12 protein-coding genes are annotated in these 18928 nt (G+C 72.6%); 6 read left to right on the forward strand and 6 right to left on the reverse strand.

From position 1 onward, the window contains the following. Positions 1–240: 240 nt before the first annotated feature. The gene (locus ACFYOU_RS03560; protein ID WP_391303228.1) at positions 241–3606 is read right to left on the reverse strand and encodes a BTAD domain-containing putative transcriptional regulator; all 3366 of its coding nucleotides are present in this window, start codon (positions 3604–3606) and stop codon (positions 241–243) included. Positions 3607–3808: 202 nt separating this feature from the next. Between ACFYOU_RS03560 and ACFYOU_RS03565 the strand changes: the two genes are divergently transcribed. Further along, entirely contained in the window at positions 3809–4570 is a 762-nt protein-coding gene (locus ACFYOU_RS03565) for an SDR family oxidoreductase (RefSeq protein WP_391303230.1), read from the forward strand. Positions 4571–4701: 131 nt separating this feature from the next. After that, positions 4702–5121, forward strand: a complete 420-nt coding sequence (locus ACFYOU_RS03570) for a nitroreductase/quinone reductase family protein (protein ID WP_391303232.1) — start codon at positions 4702–4704, stop codon at positions 5119–5121. A gap of 92 nt (positions 5122–5213) precedes the next feature. Here ACFYOU_RS03570 and ACFYOU_RS03575 read toward each other — a convergent pair whose 3' ends face one another. The 3 genes from ACFYOU_RS03575 to ACFYOU_RS03585 form a co-directional block, all read right to left on the reverse strand. Beyond that, positions 5214–5561, reverse strand: a complete 348-nt coding sequence (locus ACFYOU_RS03575; protein WP_391303234.1) for a hypothetical protein — start codon at positions 5559–5561, stop codon at positions 5214–5216. 217 nt (positions 5562–5778) lie between these two features. Next, positions 5779–8160: a DPP IV N-terminal domain-containing protein gene (locus ACFYOU_RS03580; RefSeq protein ID WP_391303236.1), complete on the reverse strand. Its 2382-nt coding sequence runs from the start codon at positions 8158–8160 to the stop codon at positions 5779–5781. Between the two features lie 80 nt (positions 8161–8240). Then, positions 8241–9827 (reverse strand): DHA2 family efflux MFS transporter permease subunit, encoded by a 1587-nt coding sequence (locus ACFYOU_RS03585; protein ID WP_391303238.1) that lies wholly within the window; start codon positions 9825–9827, stop codon positions 8241–8243. Positions 9828–10125: 298 nt separating this feature from the next. Here ACFYOU_RS03585 and ACFYOU_RS03590 point away from each other — a divergent pair, with 298 nt between their 5' ends. Beyond that, positions 10126–10899, forward strand: a complete 774-nt coding sequence (locus tag ACFYOU_RS03590) for a TetR/AcrR family transcriptional regulator C-terminal domain-containing protein (RefSeq protein WP_391303240.1) — start codon at positions 10126–10128, stop codon at positions 10897–10899. Between the two features lie 24 nt (positions 10900–10923). On the opposite strand, the gene ACFYOU_RS03595 is transcribed toward ACFYOU_RS03590, so the two are convergent. Beyond that, entirely contained in the window at positions 10924–12786 is a 1863-nt protein-coding gene (locus tag ACFYOU_RS03595) for an MFS transporter (RefSeq protein ID WP_389771940.1), read from the reverse strand. Between the two features lie 221 nt (positions 12787–13007). Continuing rightward, on the reverse strand, positions 13008–15281 hold the full coding sequence (locus tag ACFYOU_RS03600) for a serine hydrolase (RefSeq protein WP_391303243.1): 2274 nt from the start codon (positions 15279–15281) through the stop codon (positions 13008–13010). 425 nt (positions 15282–15706) lie between these two features. Between ACFYOU_RS03600 and ACFYOU_RS03605 the strand changes: the two genes are divergently transcribed. The 3 genes from ACFYOU_RS03605 to ACFYOU_RS03615 all read left to right on the forward strand — a co-directional run bounded on the left by ACFYOU_RS03605 (position 15707) and on the right by ACFYOU_RS03615 (position 18916). Then, on the forward strand, positions 15707–16480 hold the full coding sequence (locus ACFYOU_RS03605) for a GPP34 family phosphoprotein (RefSeq protein ID WP_391303245.1): 774 nt from the start codon (positions 15707–15709) through the stop codon (positions 16478–16480). Between the two features lie 896 nt (positions 16481–17376). After that, positions 17377–18234, forward strand: coding sequence for a helix-turn-helix domain-containing protein (locus tag ACFYOU_RS03610; RefSeq protein WP_386999140.1), 858 nt, complete (start codon positions 17377–17379; stop codon positions 18232–18234). A 472-nt stretch (positions 18235–18706) separates the two neighbouring features. Continuing rightward, positions 18707–18916 carry a DUF397 domain-containing protein gene (locus tag ACFYOU_RS03615; protein ID WP_391303247.1) on the forward strand — a complete coding sequence of 70 codons (210 nt, stop codon included), beginning with the start codon at positions 18707–18709 and terminating at the stop codon, positions 18914–18916. Positions 18917–18928 lie beyond the last annotated feature (12 nt).

The following is an 18928-nucleotide window of genomic DNA, read 5'->3' on the forward strand; positions in this document are numbered from 1 at the left end:
GTGAAACAAGCCGGACAGGGAAAGGGCTTTCCTTTCCTGCTCAGCGGGAGCCCTACGACCCCATTCCGGTCCATAAAGATTGTCATATAGTTCGGCGATGGCTGGATCCATCTTCCGGCACCGGGACGCCATGCCCAGCGGCGCGCATGCAGCGCGCTTGCAGCGGATACGGACGAAATGCCCTGTGCGGGCACGAGCTCGACCGCCGGCCGCGTCCGGCGACTTCACCGGGCCGTACGGCTAGGCCGGGTCCGCGGGCAGCAACAGGTCAGCGGTCCGCGCGTACGCGGTGGTGAAGGCGGCGTCGCCCAGTGCGGTGCGGGTCGCGGCTTCGATGCGGTCGACGTCCGCGCGTTCGGCCGGGGGCAGCGGGGCGCCCACCGCGGCGCGGGCCCGGGCGGCGGTGCCGAGCAGGCTGGCGGCGCGGGCGGGGCGGCCCGCGAGTCGGTGGGCGCCGGCCAGTCCCTCCAGGGCCAGCGCCACCGCCCGGGGGTCACCCGTGCGCCGGGCCGCGGCGAGGCCCTGGGTGTGGAGGGCCAGTGCCGCTTCGGCCTCTCCCCGCTGTTCGGCGAGGAAGCCGAGTTCGGCGAGGATCAGGGCGGTGCCGTTCTCCGCGTCGAAGCGGCGGTTCCACTCCAGCCAGGTGCGCAGCTGGCGTTCGGCCTCCTCGTACCGGCCCTGTCGGCGGGCGCCGAGGGCGAGGCCGGTTTCGGCGAACTCCTGGGCCCGTCGGTCGCCGTGTTCCACGGCCACCCGGCGGCCCCGTTCGTGGAGTTCCGCGGCCCGGGCGTGGTCCCCGGTCAGCAGGGCGATCCGGCCCCGTTCGGACCAGCGGGTGGACGTCTCGGTCCACAGGTGCAGTTCCTCGGCGATGCGCAGCCCGTCGCGGTGTCGGAGTTCGGCGGCCCGGTAGTCGCCCGCGATCTCGTCCAGTCGGCTGAGGACGGCGCCGGACTGGAGTTGCCCCCACTGGTCGCCGCTCTCGCGGAACAGCGCGAGGCTCTGTTCGCCGTCGGCCCGGGACGCCGCCAACTCGCCGCGCACGTAGTGCTGGACGCCTCGTACGCTGAGGGCCGCGGCGATGCCCCAGCGGTCGTTCAGGGCCCGGAAGTCGTCCAGGGCCCGGCGCACCAGTTCCTCACCGGTCTCCCTTGCGCCGAGCAGGGTCACGGCGTAGCCGACGAACCAGGTGGGTGCGGCCCGGTCGCGCGGGTCGCGGATGTCCTCGGGCAGTCGCAGCGGTGAGCCGGGGTCGGGCCGGTCGCCGCACAGGAGCGTCATGCCGACGTGCCAGGCGGCGACGGCCGCGCGCAGGTCAGGGCCGGCCGCGCGCGGGCCGGGGCCCGGCGACCCGTCCGGTGGCGTCGCGGGCGGCGCCTCCTCGACGGCCAGGGCCGCGGCCATCGAACGTCGGGCCTCGGTGAACCGGCCGCGTAGGAACCAGTACCAGGCCAGCGCCCGTACCAGCCGGCACGCGAGCGGGGCGTCACCGGTGGTGGCGGCGGTGTCGAGGGCGGCGCGCAGGTTGGCCGCCTCGGTGTCGAGGCGCCGCAGCCAGGGTTGTTGGGCGCTGCCGCACAGCTGGGGGTCGGCCCGCTCGGCGAGGTCGGTGTAGTGGTGGGCGTGGGCGCGGCGCAGTTGTTCGTACTCGCTGGCGGGGCCCTCGCCGGGGGTGGTCCGCAGACGGTCCAGGCAGTACGCGGACACCGATTCGAGGAGCCGGTAACGGGGTCCTTCCGGGTGGTGGGTGACGACGACGAGGGACCGGTCGACCAGTCGGGCGAGCAGGTCGACGACTTCGGCGGGCTGCACGCCGCCCCCGGAACAGAGGGCCTCGGCCGCTTCCAGGGCGCAGCCGTCGGAGTGGATCGCGAGGCGGCGCAGCACCGTCCGTTCGGCGCCGGTCAGCAGGTCCCAGCTCCAGTCGATCACCGCTCGGAGGGTCTGTTGGCGGGCGGGAGCGTCGCGCCGGCCGGCCGTGAGGATGCCGAAGCGGTCGTCGAGGCGTCCGGCGAGTGCGGCCGGGCCCAGGACGCGGACCCGGGTGGACGCCAGTTCCAGGGCGAGCGGGATGCCGTCCATGCGGCGGCAGATGGTGGCGACGGCTTCGGTGTGGTCGTCGGAGAGGGTGAATCCCGGCGCTGCGGCGGCGGCCCGGGCGGCGAAGAGCCGGACCGCGCTGGACCGTCGTACCTCGTTCGGGGCGGCTCCCGGTGGGGGCACGTCCAACGGGGGGACGGGCCACAGCGTTTCGCCGGACAGGTCGAGCGGTTCCCGGCTGGTGGTGAGGAAGCGCAGCCCCGGCGCGGCCCTCAGCAGGGTGCGGACCAGGTGGGCCACCGCGTCGACGACGTGTTCGCAGTTGTCGAGGACGAGGAGGAGTCGGCGGCCGTGGAGGGCGTCGGCCAGTCGCTCGGCCAGCGGGCCGGGGCCCGTGGTCGGTCGGGGGCCGGGCCGGGCGTCGTCGCGGATGCCCAGGGCCACGGCCACCGCTTGGGCCGGCCCGTCCGCCGTGCCGGGGGCGGGCGGGGTGCCGGGGGTGCCCTTGCCCGGTTCCGGGGGGTCGGTGGTCCGGGCGAGTCCGGAGAGTTCCACCCACTGGACGCCGTCGGGGAAGGAGGCGGCGGCCCCGTTCGCGACCTCCAGGGCGAGCCGGGTCTTGCCGACCCCGCCGGGGCCGGTCAGGGTCACCAGGCGTTCCGTGGCCAGCAGCGCCCGTACCTCGGCCACGGCCGCGGAACGGCCGATCAGTGCGGTGACGGGGGCGGGCAGGCAGGAGGTGCTGCCGGTGTCCCTCGGGCCCGTGGTGTCGACAGCGGGGACCGTGGGCGGGGCGGGGACCGTGGGCGGGGCGGGCGGCTCCTGGCGGAGGATCTCCTGTTGCAGGGTGACCAGTGCGGGGCCGGGCTCCAGTCCGAGTTCCTCGGCCAGCCGCAGCCGCAGGTCCCGGTAGACGTCCAGTGCTTCGCCGGGCCGTCCGGCGCCGTACAGGGCCCGCATGTGGGAAGCGCGCAGCCGCTCCCGCAAGGGGTGATGGGTCGCCAGTTCGGCTATCTGCGGCGCTAGTTGGGCGTGGTCTCCCAGGTGCAGTCGGGTTTCCGCGTACTCCTCCCAGACCAGCAGCCGTTGTTCTTCCAGGCGGGCCGCGGCGGCCCGGGCGAAGGGACGGTCCGCCGACCCGGCGAAGGCGGGGCCGCGCCACAGGGCCAGGGCCTCGGTGAAGCGTGCGGCGCGCTCCCGGGGGTCCGTGGTGCGCCGGGCCCGGTCGGCGAGTGCGGCGAACCGTTCGGCGTCGATCGCGTCCGCGGCGTCGCCGCTCACCTTGAGGAGGTAACCCGGGGGGCGGCGCACCACGAGGTCGTGGCCGCCGGCGGCGGTCAGGGCGCTGCGCAGCCGGGACACCAGGGTCTGGAGGGCGCTCGCGGGGCGGGCCGGCAGCCCGTCGCCGTCCCCCCAGAGGTCGTCGACCAGTCGGTCCGCGGAGACCGCCCGCCCCGGGTGCACCAACAGGTCGGCCAGCAGGGCGCGGACCTTCGTTCCGGGCACCGTCAGGGCGTCGCCGTCCACTGTCCACACGGCCAACGGGCCCAGTACACCGAAGCGCATGGCCCCAGCGTATGACGGGGCCGGGGTCGTGGACGGCCCGTGCGGGCGGGGCCGGTAGCGGGTCGACGGTCGACCGAATGCGGATCGCAAGCGGATCGAATGCGGCGGGGCGCAGGGTTCTTTCAGGACGCCGCGGCGGGCACACCGGCCCGGCGACGGAGCACCACCGCAGCAGGCCGACGCACGAAGAGAAGGAGTCGTCATGAGCAGGTTCGCAGGGCAGAAGGCCGTGGTCACCGGGGGGACCCACGGCATGGGGCTGGCGATCGTCGAGGCGCTCCTCGCCGAGGGGGCCGAGGTGGTCCTGACGGGCCGCAACGAGAAGACCCTCGAAGAGGCGCGGACCGAACTGGCGGGGGCGGCGGCGCACGTGGTGCGGTCCGACGCCGCGAGCACGGCGGACATCGCGGCCCTCGCCGACCTGGTCCACCGGGAGCTGGGTCATGTCGACCACCTCTTCGTCAACCACGGCATCGCGGAGTTCGCGGAGCTCGGCGAGGTCACCGAGGCGTCCTGGGACCGGCACTTCGCGGTCAACACCAAGGGCGCCTTCTTCACCGTGCAGGCCCTGGCGCCGCTGATCGAGGAGGGCGGGTCGGTGGTCTTCACGACGGTCGCCAATGACGTGGTCTTCCCCGGGTTGAGCGCCTACTCCGCGTCGAAGGAGGCGACGCGCGCCTTCGCCCACGTCCTGGCGGCCGAGTTGCTGCCCCGGCGGATACGGGTCAACTCGGTCGCTCCCGGGTTCATCGAGACGCCGTCGATGGGGGTGTCCGGGCTGAGCGAGGAGGAGCGCCGGGAGTTCGTGCGGCAGGGCGAGGAGACGACCCCGTTGCAGCGCACCGGCACGATGGCGGAGGTCGCCGCCGCGGCGCTGTTCCTGGCCGGTGACGCCACCTTCACCACCAATGTGGAGTTCGCCGTGGACGGCGGGTTCGCGCAGGGCCTCGTGGCCGCGCACTGATGCGGTCGGCGGCGCGGGACCGGACGGGCGGGGAGGAGTACGGGATGTCGGTGCGCGGCTCTGGACGTGCGGAGGGGCCTTCGGAGCCCTCCTGGTCCCTGGGGGAAGGGGTGGACAGTCCCGATCCTTCGGTGGCGGAACACGTACGCCGTTATCTGGAGACCGACGGGGCGAGCGGCTACCGGGAGGGAGGGATGACGAACCTCGTGCTCGGCCATCGGGGGCGCACGTCGGGGAGGCTGTACCGGACCGGCCTCTTCTTCGGCGAGGACGACGGCCGTTACGTGCTCGTCGCCTCCGGTTCGGCGGTGACGCACACCCACCCCCAGTGGTACTTGAACGTGGCCGCGGAGCCGGAGGTGCAGGTGCAGGTCCTCGGCGAGCGGTTCGCGGCCCGGGCCCGCACCGCGCAGGGGGAGGAACGGGAGCGGCTGTGGTCGTTGATGGTCGGGCTGGCTCCGGTGTACCGGATGTACGAGGCGCGCAGCCGTCGGGTGATTCCGGTGGTGGTCCTCGAACGGGTGGGGTCCCCCGCGTCCTCCTCGGGGTGAGACGTGCGGGGGTCGGGGACCGCCGCGGGCCTCTTCGGCGGCGGTGCGGCGGCGCTTCGACAGCCCTTCGACGGACCTGAGGTGACATGTCGTCACGCTGCGTGAGAGTGGGTTTCGGTCGCTTCGTGGTGGGTGATCCGTCGGGTGCAGTTCGCGCCGTGGACGGTGACCGAGTGGCGCCACAGGGGGCAACAGGGGTCCAGCGGGGGCGGGGCGTCGAGGGGGTCCACGGCGGCGGCGAGCAGCGCGTGTTCCCTTTCGGCCAGGGCCCGTTGATGGTTGGTCCGTTCTCGGCCGGCGGTCCAGGAGAGGAAGAGCGTGCCGTACGCCAGCGCCCCGGCGGGCAGCCAGTGGCCCTGGTACCCGGCGTAGAGGGCCGCGGCGGCGAGGAGGACGCTGATCGTGGTGAGCCCCTGGGCGAGGCGACGGTTCGATGTCACTCTACGTGTCCTTCCGTGCGTATTTTCGGATGTTCAGGATTGTTGCATTTCTCCGGCGTTATGGGGATACGTAGGGCGGAATCGGTGAGGTTCAGTCAGGGGGTGTGATTCGTCACGGGGATGGGCATACGTCACAGCGGCCACCGCTTCGGGGGCGGTGGCCGCTTCATGGACGTCGGGCGTCGGGCATCGGGTGCCGCGGGACAGGGAGTCGGGGTCAGCTGAAGATGTCGGTCAGGAGCTCCGCGTCGATCTCGGGCCGGGCGAGGCGGTAGCCCTTCGGCGGCTCCGTGTGCAGCAGGTGCCGCAGGAAGTAGTCCCAGCGGCGGCGGCTCACGTAGTGCTCGTAGCCGAAGAAGACGTGCTCGGCGCGGGGGACGATCAGCAGGTCGAAGTCCTTGTCGGCCTCGATCAGGGCGTCGACGAGGAGCAGCGTCTGGTGGGGGTGGACGTTGTCGTCCATGCCGCCGTGGACGAGCAGCAGCTTGCCCTCGATGCGGTCGGCGGCCGCCACGTTGGACGACCGGGCGTAGTCCTGCTCGGCGGCCGGCCCGTCGTACGTCTCCGACCACCAGGCGAAGTACTGCCGGTTCTCGTGGTTGCCGGCCTCGGCGACGCCCACCTTGTAGAACTCGGGGTGGTCGGCGAGGGCCCGCACCGTGGCGAACCCGCCGCCCGACAGGCCGAAGACGCCGACCCGGTCGAGGTCCATCCAGGGGCGGGCGGCGGCCAGCTGACGGATCGCCGCCACGTGGTCGTCCAGGTGCCCGCCGGTGTGCAGCCGGCCGTACGAGGCGTCGTGGAACGCCTTGTCCCGGCCGGGCGTGCCCCGCCCGTCGACCGCGATCACCACGAAGCCGAGCGCCGCCACCGCCTCCGCGTCGTAGCCGAGGACGCCCGGGTCGAAGGACGGGCTGACCCGATGGGCGTGCGGGCCCGGGTACGGGTGGTCGATGACCGGGTAGCTGCGCCGCGGGTCGAAGTCGTGCGGCTTGTAGAGGACGCCGTAGACGTCGGTGACGCCGTCGGCGGCCTTCGCCCGGAACCGCTCGGGGGGCGTCCAGCCGGTGGCCCGCAGCCGGGTGACGTCAGCGGTCTCCAGGTGCACCACCACCCGACCGTCCCAGTCCCGGACGGTGATGACCGGCGGGGTGTCCACCGTGGACGCCGAGTCGAGGAACCGGTCTCCGGCCGGGGTCACGGTGACCTGGTGGTCGAGGTCGTCGTCGGTGAGCCGGACGAAACCCGTGCCGTCCAGACCGGTGCGGCACACCGTGCGCCGGTACGGGTCGTCGGCCACCAGGCCCGAGGCGACGAAGTGGACGGTGCCGGCCTCCTCGTCCACCCGCAGGATCTCCTGGACCGCCCAGTCGCCGCGGGTGACCTGCGCAAGGCGCTCGCCGGTGGCCGTGTCGTACCGGTAGAGGTGGCCCCAGCCGTCGGACTGCGAGTACCACAGCGCCTGCGCGCCGTTCGCGAGCAGCCGGACCATGGGGGCCTGGGCGCGCTGCTGCGCCGGTTCGACCCGGGTCGGGCCCGACTCGCTGACCAGGGTGCGGACCTCCCCGGTGGCGGCGTCCATCCGGTCGAGGCTCAGGGTGCGCACGTCACGGGACTGGCGCAGGAAGTACACCGCCGAGCCGTCCTCGGCCCACCAGGCCCAGCGGGTGGTGATCGGGGACATCAGCGGCATCTCCAGCGGCTCGGTCCGGGCCCGCACCGCGTCGCCGGTCGCCACGTCGAGCACGATCAGGGTGCCGGTGGCCAGGTGCTCGTCACCCGGGTACGCGTACTGCTGGGGCAGCAGCTGGGGGGCGCCGCCGGAGTCCGGGACGGTGGCGACGAGGTGGGTGGTGCGGACCTCGCGCTGGTCGGTGAGGTGGGTGAGGACGCGGGTGGAGTCGGGGGACCAGGCGAGCGCGGGCGGCAGGTGCGGCAGACCGATCCGGCGGAGCAGGACGAGGGGGGTGAAGGGGCTGAGCCCGTACTCGTGGTCTTGGGTGCCGTCGGTGGTGAGGGCGCGCTCCTCGCCGGTCTTCCGGTCGCGTATCCACAGGTCGTGGTCCTTGACGTGGACCGAGTGCTTCCCGTCGGGCGACACCATGTCCAGGAAGCTGCCCGGGGTGTGGTCCTCGACCCGCTCCAGGGCGTAGGTGTCCAGGTCGCAGCGCCAGTGGCCCTCGGGCGTGTCGAACTCGACGGCGGTGGGGCGGGCGCCGGCCCCCGCACGGACTTCGGCTCCCTCGGGGGCTCCGGTGAGTTCGATGGCGTCGAAGGGGAGGCGGGCCGGGTCGGCCGGGTTGCCCGTCGCCTCGGTGAGGGCGGCGGCGAGCCGGTCGTGGTCGAAGGCGGGGGTCCGGGTGCCGCGGCGGGTGTCGACGGCGATGAACACCCGGCCCGGGCGGCCGTCGGCGGTGGTGGCCGAGGTGCCGACCGCGTACCAGAAGCGGGAGCCGTCGCCGGTCCAGTGGGGGCGGACCTTGGCGCCGGGCGTCAGGCGGGCGCGGTGGTGGCGGAGCAGGGACTCCGCGGCGGCGTAACGCTCGGCGGGCAGCTGCGGGGCCGGGGACTGCGTCGGGTCCTGGTGCTGACCGGTCATCGGGTGCTCCTCGGTGGGTGTCGGGCTACTGGGCGGCGGGTGGTGAGGTGGTGCGGGTGGTGCGGGGTGTGACGGGCGGGTCAGTGGGCGGCGAGTACGGGGGCGGGCTCGGGGTCCGCGACGGGGGCTTCGACGGTGGGGGCGTCGGGGGTGGGCGTCTCGGGGGTCTTGGTGTTGCGCATGACCAGGTGGGCCAGCAGGGCGGCGGCGAGGACCCCGACCGCGGCGATGACGAAGCTGGTGGACATGGCCCCGGTGAAGGCGTCCCGGGCGGCGGCGGCGAGTCCCGCGTCCCCGGTGCCCTCGGCGACGGCGAGGGCGTCGGCGATCGAGGACCCCGCGGCGTCGGGGGCCGTGTCGGGCATCCGGTCGCGGAAGCCGCTGGCGACCACGCTGCCGAGGATCGCGACGCCGAGGGCGGCGCCCATCTGCTGGATGGTGTCGTTGAGGGCGGAGCCGACGCCGGCCTGCTCCTCGGGGACGGCGCCCATCAGTGCGGCGATCGCCGCGGGCATCGCCAGCCCGGAGCCGCAGCCCAGCAGGGCGAGCGCGGCGGCGACGGCCGGGAACTCACCGCCGGGGGCGGCGACCGAGAGGGCGAAGAAGCCGCTGGCGGAGACGAGCAGGCCGGTGACGACGAGGCGGCGGTTGCCGATGCGGCTGCCGAGGGCGGCGCCGATGCCGTTGAAGACCAGGGAGGCGACGGCGACCGGGATGAACGCGAGTCCGGCCTCGGTCGGGGTGTAGCCCAGCACGAACTGGAGGTACTGGCTGAGGACCAGCAGCAGACCGCCGTTGCCGACCTGGACGAGGGTCAGGGAGAAGCTGCCGCCACTGAAGTCACGGTTGCGGAACAGGCCGAGCGGGACCATCGGGGCGTCGGTGTGCGACTCCCACCACACGAACCCGACACTGGCGACGACGGCGGTGATCAGGGCGACGAGGGTGCTGGTGTGGCCGAGTCCGCCCTGGGGCAGTTCGATGATCGTCCAGACGATGGCGACCATGCCGACCGAGGAGAGCACCGCGCCCAGCGGGTCGGGCTTGCGCCAGGGCCCCTTGGACTCGGGCATGAGGGCGTACGCGGCGACGATGGCGATGACCGCGATCGGCACGTTGATCAGGAAGACCGCGCCCCACCAGAACCAGGCGATCAGTGCGCCGCCGAGGACGGGTCCGCCGATCAGTCCGACCATGGCGACCGCGCTCCATGCGGACATCGCGGTGCGGCGCTCCTGCTCGTCGAAGACGGTGATGAGGATCGACAGGGTGCTGGGCAGCACCAGCGCGCCGCCGACGCCCATGACCGCGCGGGCCGCGATGAGTTGGCCCGGGTCGGTGGCGAAGGTCGCCGCCAGCGACGAGAGTCCGAAGAGCGCCAGGCCGATGATCATGATCCGGCGGCGGCCGAAGCGGTCGGAGAGGCTGCCCGAGGTCAGCAGCAGCCCGGCGAAGACCAGGATGTAGGAGTCGAGGATCCACTGGGTGTCCTGGGCGGTGGCGCCGAGGTCCTCGGTGAGCGAGGGCACCGCCACGGTGAGCACCATGTTGTCGATGACCAGGACGAGCGTGCTGAGGCACAGCACGATCAGGATCAGCCAGCGGCGGGGGTTGCGGGCGGCGGGGCCGCCCGTCGACGACGCCGACGTCCGGGTGAGCGTTTCCATGCGACACCTCTCGATGCGAAGCGGCCCGGCCGGGCCGGGGGCGGGAGGGGCTCGGCCGGGTTCGACCGATCGGATGCGCACACCGTTCCCGATGTGCGAACACCGTTCCTTTGTTGCGAACAACGTACGCAGTCGGAGGGGTGTGCGCAAGTGCGCACACCGTTCGCACCATGGCGCGATCCCGCCACGAGGTTCGGTGTACGCATCTGCGCACGGTGTGCGCTACGGTGAAGCGGAGCCCCGCAGCCGGTCGGAACCCCTCCCTCCGCGCGTGCCCGGGGCGGAACGGGAGCAGGTCATGGCAACCGGAGCGCAGTCCGCGGACGACCATGGGACCGGCGTGCGCGCGCAGGCCGCGGGACCGCCGGTCACCTCAGCCTGGACGCGCCGCCGCCCGCGCCGGGAACAGCCCGTGCTCAGCCCGGAGCACATCGTCGGCGAGGCGATCGCCCTCCTCGACGAAGAGGGCGTCGAAGCGCTCAGCATGCGAAAGCTCGGCACCCGGCTCGGCGCCGGCGCCACCTCCCTGTACCGGCACGTCGCCAGCCGGGAGGAGCTGATCGAGCTGGTCGTCGACGAGGTCTACGGCGAGATCCACGTCCCCGAGGCGCAGGACCCCTCGGACTGGCGCGGGGCCGCCGCGGGCTGCGCGGACAGCGTGCGCGCGATGATCCTGCGGCACGCCTGGATCGCGTCCTTCCTCAGCCAGGTCGGGCTCTCCCACATGGGGCCGAACGTCATGCGGGTCAACGACCGGATGATCGCCTTGTTCGAGACCGCCGGGTTCCCCGTCGAGGAGGCGGACATGGCGATCAGCACCGTCGTCGCCTATGTGATGGGCACGAGCACCAGCGAGGCCGCCTGGCTCACCCTGGTCGCCCGCAGCGGCGAGGACGAGGACGCCTGGGCGGCCCGGCTCCAGCCCTCGATGGACGAGGCCACCGACGCGTACCCGCGGCTCCAGCAGCCTCAGCGGCCCGCGTCGCAGACCCTCGCCGACCTGCGCGACCGCAAGTTCCGCTACGGCCTGGACCGCGTGCTGGACGGTCTGGCGCTGCGCCTCGCCCCCTGACCGGGACGCCCCCGCCCGGTGGGTTCAGCCCAGTTCGTCGGGGCAGGTCGTGCCGCGGGGGATCTGGTAGCGGGCGGCCAGTCGGTAGGTGCCGGCGCGGGGGGCCAGGAGTTCCGTCCACTGGTCCCCGTGGGCGTCCTCCGCAGCCTCCCGCACACAGCCCGCCACGTTGGCGAAGGACTTCGGCGCGCCCTCGGGACGGGCCTTGGACGCCTCGGTCTCCTCGGGCGGTTCGACGCTCTCGCCCTTCTCGTCGATCAGCCCCAGCCAGGGCGAGTAGGGCACCCGGACGAGTATCCGGCCCGGTGCGCGCACCTCGATGGTCATGCCGCCCTGCTCGATGTCGGTGACCGTGGCGTCGGGGCTGGCCAGCGGCGTGGGGTCGAGCACCTCGAACAGTTGCCAGTGCGCGTCCCCCCAGACCTGCTTGAGGTACGGCTGGCCGCGGAGCACCAGGTCGCGTTCGCGGCGTCCCCCGTCGCCGTCCGGCTCGTCGTCGGGCAGCACCACGTAGTGCACGGCCCACCGCCGGAGCCACTCGTGGTAGTTCGCGGAGTTCAGGGTGTCGTCGTAGAAGAGGGGGTTGCGGTCCATGTCCGCCTGCCGGTTCCAGCCCCGGGCGAGGTTGACGTACGGGGCGAGCGCGGACGCCTCGCGGTGACTGCGCACCGGGACCACCTCGACCCGGCCGCGCTCGGTGTCCACCCGCTGCAACTGGTTCACCAGGGGCGCCAGCTCACGGGCCCAGGACGCCTTGGGCGTGGTGTGGACGACGTCGATCGTGGCCTTCACCCCGGCCCAGGTGAGGAAGCCCGCGAACACGCAGACGATCACGTACCACTTGCGGCTGCGCGGCACGGTGTACGGGAGCGCGGCCAGCAGCACCACGCCGGCGAACAGCAGCCCGAGCCGGGTGATGTTGGAGCCGATCTGGGAGCTGATCAGCCAGCTCAGCAGGACCGCAAGGGTGTAGACGGCGGCCGTGATCCGGACCGTCGTCCAGTCCTTCGGGACCAGGAAGAACACCAGCGCCCCGTACAGCACCGGCAGGCTCGCCGACCCGAACGACATCGGCATGGTGCCGGAGAACGGGAACAGCCACGCGGACAGCGCCACGACGACGCTCGGGGCGAGCCCCAGGGCGAACGCGCCGGGCCGCCGCTTCTGGAGGAACAGCGCCGCCGCGACGAGCCCGACGTACAGTCCCGCGACCGGTGAGGCGGCCGTGGCGAGCGCGGCGAAGAACGCGGCGACCGCCGCCTTGGGCCACCGCCGCAGCCGCCAGCGGTACGGCCAGCAGAACGCCGTCGCGACCGCCGCCAGCCCGAACATGATGCCGAGGCCGAAGGTGACCCGGCCCGAAGCGGTGTTGCACATCAGCGCGAACAGTCCGGCCAGGGACGCCCACAGCGGATTGCGCACCGGCCGCGAGCGCACCAGCAGCAGGGTGAGCAGCGACGCGGACACCGTGCCGGCGATCATCATCGTGGTCCGCACCCCGAGCACGGACATCAGGTACGGGGACACCACGCTGTACGAGACGGGGTGCATCCCGCCGTACCAGGCGAGGTTGTACGCGGAGTCCGGGTTCCGACCGACGAACTCCGCCCACGCGTCCTGCGCCGCGATGTCCCCGCCACCGTTCGCGAACGTGAAGAACCAGGCGATGTGCAGGACCGCGGCGAGGGCAGTCACCACGGTGACGGGGTGCTTCAGGAACGCGGTCCCCCGGCCGGGGGATGCGGGTTCGGGCGCCGGGTCGGGGGCGCCACCCGGGTCGAGCGGCCCTGGGGCGGTCGGCCGCTCCACGGTGTCCCCGCGGGTGCGCCGGCCGGCGGTGGCGTGCGGTTCGGCGTCGTCGGACCGGGTCGGCTCCGTCGTGGCCACGTGCGGCTCTCCCCGTGTTCGTCACTGGTCCGGGGTGATCCGGGGCGGCGCTGCCCCTGAACCCAGGCGTCCTGCCCCGATGAACGCGACGCTAACACGGTCGCACGGCCGGGGATCACTGCGGTGCCCCGTCCTGGAACGGCACCGCCGCCCGCCCCGGGGAGGGGCGGACGGCGGGGTGTCGCACACGACCGCGACCCGGTGGCCGGGCGCGGCACGGATCATCCCAGGCGGGTGATCTTCGCCCCGAAGCCGGGCTCGCTGGTGGCGCTCTGGAGGGCGATGGGCACCTCGACGGCGCCGCTCGATCCGTCGCCGACCTTCAGGGTGCCGACCCGGGCCCCGGCCGCCGCCTCGTGGGTGAGGTCGTCACCGGCGCTCAGTTCCACCTTCACGGTGTGCCCTGCGAAGCCGACGGCCGACACGTCCTTGGTCACCACGACCGGGGTACGGGTGCCGAGCCCGTCGTCGACGTACCCGACGACCGCGCCCTTCTTCAGGATGGTGCTGGCCCTGACCTCGCCCTGGGCCGCGATCATCGCCGTCTTGCTGACCGCGTTGACGGTGTCGATGATCGGCGGCTTGTGCTGGCCGAGGATCGCGCCGACGACGATCGCCGTCTCGCCGCCGACCTCCTTGGTGCCGGCGAAGAGCAGGTTGCCGCCGGCCTTCGTGGTGGTGCCGGTCTTGATGCCGAGCGCACCGTCGTAGGGGACGAGGCGGTTGTAGTTCTGCCACTCCTTGCCGGTCTGGTCGGTCCACACGGGCAGCTTGGTGATGTCCGTCAGGGCCTTCATCCGCACCAGCTCGTTGCCCAGCTTCACCTGGTCCTCGGCGGTGCTGACGGTGGTCTCGTTCAGCCCCGACGGGTCGGTGTAGGTGGTCTTGTCCATGCCCAGGTCCTCGGCGGCCTGGTTCATCTTCGCGACGAACTCCTTCTCGGAGGAGTCCCAGCGGGCCAGCAGACGGGCGATGTTGTTGGCGGACGGGATCATGATCGCGGAGATCGCGTCCTCCAGCGTGATCCGGTCGCCCTCCTTGAGGGTGTTGAGCGTCGACTCGCCGACCGAGTCGAGGCCCCCCTCCTGCTCCGCCTTGGCGTCCACGGGGATCTTCGGTCCGGCGGCGCCGGGCTTGAGCGGGTGCTCCTTGAGGATCACGTACGCGGTCATCGCCTTGGCGACCGAGCCGATCGGAACGGGCTTCTGCTCGCCGAACTTGGCCATCGTGCCGACGCCGTTCACGTCCATCCAGCCGTGCCCCTCCTCGGGCCACGGCAGCGACACCTCCTCGCCCTCGAAGGTGAACGTCTGCTTCGCGGTGAGCGTCAACGAGGGTTCCGGGAGCGGCCGGATCATCTGTGCGACCGCGAAGACGACCACCAGGAGCAGGACCAGCGGGGTCCAGATCTTCACCCGGCGCGCGGCCGTCCGCAACGGGGTCTGCCGGGGCGGCGGGGTGTTGGTCAGCTCGGCGAGGAGGTCCAGCGGGGGCTTCGGGGGAAGCGGCTGCTGGGTGGTGAACTCCGGTGAGGCGGCGGGCAGGGCCGAGGTTGCGCCGGCGCTGCCGTCCGGGGCGGGCCGGGCGCCCGCCCCGGTGCTCGTGCCCGCGCCCGTACCGGTGGTGGTGCTCGGGTCTGCGGCGCTGTCGGGTTCGGCGGCGGTGCCGGTGCCGGTCGCCCAGGAGGGCTTGGCCGCGGGGCGCCGGGGGGCGGCCGGTTCGTCCAGGGGCTTGAGGGCGACGAACTTGCTGGTCCGCTCCTGGTCCCGCTCGACCGGGGCGACGGGGCCGGTGTCCGGGGCGGTGTCCGGGTCTGACGGCTCGTCGCCCTTCGGGGCCTTGCCGTCGGTCGGCTCCGTGACGTCACCGAGCTTCAGCGTGGTGGTGGGCTGGTCGACGCGGGGCGCGGGCATGCGGAAGACGCCCGTCGCCTGGTCGACGTCCGGCCCGTCGCCATCACCATCGTCGGTGTCGGTGTCGGTGCTGCTCTTGGTGGTGGCGCTCGGTTCGTCCGCGGGGGCCGTGGTGCTCTCGGCGGGCGCGTCGTCCGAGTGGTCCGAGTCGTCCGTCTCCACGGAGTCGTCATCGTCACCGTCACCGTCGTCGCCGGCTTCGACTTCGGCTTCGGCTTCGGCTTCGGCTTCGGCTTCGGTGGATTCGTCGGCCTCGGTGGATTCGTCGGCCTCGGGGGACGAAGCGGAACCCGGGTCGCGGGGCGGCGTCGCGTCCGCAGCGTCGTCCACCGGAGCGCCCTCGGGGTCCTCGTCCCCCTGGGGCTCCCCCTCAGATCCCGTCGAACCCTCCGTACGGCGCTCAGCGGCCTCGGCAGCGGCGGCGGCGCCCCCGGGGGAAACGGAACCCTCCGCGGCGTCTGAGGGGCCGCCACGCGCCTCGGCGGGGGCATCAGGTGCGTCGTCCTCGCGGTCCGAGAGCGCGAGGGAGGTCCGGAACACCGCGGTGGCCCGGTCCGCACCGTCACCGGTCGGGCCGGTCACCCCGTCCCCGGCCGGCACGGACACCGCGCGGCGCGGATCGCCGTCCTCGGACGACCGCCCGTTCGCGGGTGCCGGAACCGATCCCGACCCTGCTGCCGTTCTGGGTGTCTGGGAGTCCACCGGGTCCCCCGACGCACTCTGCTGCTCCGACCTGCCGGGGGACTCGCCCGCCACCGTGCCTCCTACGCCGTGCTTCAACCACTCAGCCAACAACCGGCCGCGCCTGCTCGCCATTGGAACGCACGACGCGCCTCGATCCCGAATTCGGGACGTACGTGGCCGCCCCAGTCTGCTGGGTACCGAACCCGCCCCCCGGGTAGACGAGAACGACATACCTATCGGTTCCACAACAAACCGGCCACGCACTCTCGACAGACCAATGTGAGAGGGGTCACCCTGTCATTCATCCACGCGGGGAGGCATGGATGGGCAGGAGCCGCAGAACACTTCCGGAGGAGCTGCTGTTGCTCGCTCTGGACCCGACCACGGGTACCACAGCGCAGCCGCAGTCGCTTGACCTCGGGCTGGCCGGAGCGCAGCTAGTCGAGCTGGCGCTGGCCGGACGAATAGCCCCAGACGGGGATCGTATCGCCGTGGTCGTGCCACGGCCGACCGGAGATCCGACCTTGGACTCCGCACTGGAACTGCTCCGCAGGCGCGGGGCTCCGGTACGGGCCGTCCACTGGATAGGCGGGCCCCGACTGGGGCTGCGCCAAACCTATCTCTCGCACCTCGAACGGTGCGGCATGGTGCATGCCGTGGCCGGGCAGATGTGCGGGGTGCTGCCGACGACTCGCTACCAGGCGACGGACACGGCGATCAGTCGGGAAATCAGGGCCCGACTGGACAGTGCGATCCGGACCGGCGTGCCGCCGGATCCCCGGACCGCGGCGCTCGCTGCGCTGGCCCATGCGGTCGGACTCGGCAAGCACTTGTATCCCGGGAACGAAGGGCGTTCCTCGCGGTCCCGGCTGCGGGACCTGATCCGGCACGATCCCATGGGCGGGATGGTGGCGCACGCCGTCATGGACGTCCAGAACGGGGCGGGTGCTGGGCCTCGGCGGCCGGCTGCTCCGGGGGCGGGTGCGGGTGCGGGTGCGGGTGCTCCCGGGGCCGGGGGTCGGCCTGGTGGTCGGGCCGAGCCGGGGTTGCCCGTGCAGGCTCGGCACGGGGCGATGGCTCGGGCCGTCGCCCACTGAAGCGCTTCGCTTGGGTCGGGCGGGTCGTCGGCGCGGTGCGTCGGCGGTCCGCCCGCCCTTGCGCGGGGTGCGCTTGCGCGGGTACGTCCCGCTGCACGTTCGCCGTTCCGCACGGTGCGCTGGAGGTTTTGCGCAGTTCCCCGCGCCCCTGATCGCCGTACGTCCCGGCCCGGGTGCGCTGTCCTGTGCTGTGCGCTGTGGTTTTGCGCAGTTCCCCGCGCCCCTATCGGGGCCCGGGAGTCCCGCTGCCCCGCTGCCCTCCCAGAGTGCCCCGCCAGGGGCGCGAGGAACTGCGCGAGCAACCACGAAGCACCCGCAGCGGAACGCACGGAGACCAGGGCCCAGCGCACAGCACCGAGCAGCGCACCCGGGCCGGGACGCACAGATCAGGGGCGCGGGGAACTGCGCGGGCAACCACGAAGCACCCGCACGCAACAGCGCACCCGCAGCGGAACGCACGGAGATCGGGGGGCGCGGGGAACTGCGCGGGCGACCACGAAGCACCCGCACGCGGCAGCGCACCGCGACCGGGCAGTCCCGCAAGGGGCGCGGGGAACTGCGCGAAACCTCCAGCGCACCCCGCAGGACAGCGCACCCGGGCCGGGACGCACAGGTCAGGGGCGCGGGGAACTGCGCGGGCGACCACGACGTACCCGCACGCGGCAGCGCACCGCGACCGGGCAGCCCCGCAAGGGGCGCGGGGAACTGCGCGAAACCTCCAGCGCACCCCGCAGGACAGCGCACCGCGCGGAGCCCCGGGGACCAAGGGATGTCCAAGAACATGGAGTTCGCCAGCGCCGACACCCCACCAAGTGGCAGTCTGCTGAACAGCAGATACGGATAGTCGCCGGCGACAGCAGCCAGTGGTCGCGGGCCCGGAGCCGGAGGTAAGACCCATGGCGTCCCATGTCAACCCCACTGTCAGACGCCGCCGCCTCGGCCAGGAGCTGCGCCGCCTGAGGGAGTTGAAGGGCATGACCGCCGAAGAGGTGGCCGAGCGCCTCCTCGTCTCCCAGTCGAAGATCAGCCGCCTGGAGAACGGCCGCCGCAGCATCAGCCAGCGGGACGTGCGCGACCTGTGCGGGGTGTACGAGGTCGAAGACGTCCGCATCGTCGAGTCGCTGATGCAGATGGCGAAGGACTCGCGCCAGCAGGGTTGGTGGCACTCCTTCGGCGACATCCCGTACAGCGTGTACATCGGTCTGGAGACGGACGCCGCCTCGCTGCGCGTGTACGACCCGCAGGTGGTGCCGGGGCTGCTCCAGACCCGGCCCTACGCACAGGCGCTGATCTCGGGCGCGCTGCCGGAGACCGCGCCGAACGACATCGACAAGCGGGTGCAGGTCCGGCTGCGGCGCCAGGAGCGGATCTCGGCCCCGCAGAACCCGTTGCGGCTGTGGACCGTGTTGGACGAGGCGACCCTGCGCCGGATGGTCGGCGGCAAGGACCTGATGCGGGAGCAGTTGGAGTACCTGGTGGAGCAGTCGCGGCTGCCGCACGTCACGGTCCAGGTCATCCCGTTCGACATGGGGGCGCACCCGGGGCTGAACGGCCAGTACGCCATTCTGGAGTTTCCCGACGCGTCGGATTCCAGCGTGGTCTACATCGAGGGGGTCACCAGTGACCTCTATCTGGAGAAGGCGAACGACGTGCAGCGCTACAGCGTGATGTACGAACATTTGCGGGCGCAGGCGTTGAACGTCGAGCAGTCCCGGCAGTTCATCTCCGACATCGCGAAGGACTACGCACGCTGAGCGGACTTTTCCGGTCCTCATCGATACCTTCACGTACCCCCGGCGATCGCAGAAACGATCGCATGGGGGTACGCTCAGTCACCGGCCCGTTGATCGCCGGTACGGATTCGGGGCGGATTCGCGGCGACGCGGAACGGGTGCGGAACAGGTCCGGAACGGGTCGCCGCTTCGGGCGGAGCGCGATCCTTGTGCGGTCAACACAGGTGTAGAAGCGGGAAATTGGCCGCTCTCGAAAAAATTGGCGAATAATACACCTCGGCCAGTGAGCCGCGGAAGACCTGTATGCCCAATCCCATCCTGTCGAGTGAATAGCGAGTTCGCTCCGTGGAGTTGGCGAGTAGCGTCGAGCGCGCCATCACGGAGCACGTCCCCGACCCGGGGGCGCGGTTCCTGGGGGCGGCGACCGTCGGGGCCACGGCCACCGACCGGTCAGCCACACAACCAACTGGCAACTGGCACAACCGGAGCGAACATGGCAATCCAGCAGGGCTCTACGCACACGTGGGTCAAGTCCTCCTACTCCACGGGCAACGGCGCGTGCATCGAGGTCACCTCCCCGATCGCGCACACCGTCGACGTCCGTGACTCCAAGGTCACCGAAGGCCCCACGCTCGCGCTCACCTCCGAGTCCTGGACCTCTTTCGTGACCGGTGTGCACGGGGGCGCGTTCGACCTCGGCTGACCCGGCCGCGAC

This window comes from Streptomyces sp. NPDC005955 (assembly GCF_042871255.1).
Lineage (GTDB): Bacteria > Actinomycetota > Actinomycetes > Streptomycetales > Streptomycetaceae > Streptomyces.

Coding starts and splice junctions, on each gene's coding strand:
- ACFYOU_RS03590 (WP_391303240.1), top strand. CDS start 10,126: ATGGCAACCGGAGCGCAGTCCGCGGACGACCATGGGACCGGCGTGCGC.
- ACFYOU_RS03560 (WP_391303228.1), bottom strand. CDS start 3,606: ATGCGCTTCGGTGTACTGGGCCCGTTGGCCGTGTGGACAGTGGACGGC.
- ACFYOU_RS03610 (WP_386999140.1), top strand. CDS start 17,377: ATGGCGTCCCATGTCAACCCCACTGTCAGACGCCGCCGCCTCGGCCAG.
- ACFYOU_RS03585 (WP_391303238.1), bottom strand. CDS start 9,827: ATGGAAACGCTCACCCGGACGTCGGCGTCGTCGACGGGCGGCCCCGCC.
- ACFYOU_RS03605 (WP_391303245.1), top strand. CDS start 15,707: ATGGGCAGGAGCCGCAGAACACTTCCGGAGGAGCTGCTGTTGCTCGCT.
- ACFYOU_RS03615 (WP_391303247.1), top strand. CDS start 18,707: ATGGCAATCCAGCAGGGCTCTACGCACACGTGGGTCAAGTCCTCCTAC.
- ACFYOU_RS03565 (WP_391303230.1), top strand. CDS start 3,809: ATGAGCAGGTTCGCAGGGCAGAAGGCCGTGGTCACCGGGGGGACCCAC.
- ACFYOU_RS03580 (WP_391303236.1), bottom strand. CDS start 8,160: ATGACCGGTCAGCACCAGGACCCGACGCAGTCCCCGGCCCCGCAGCTG.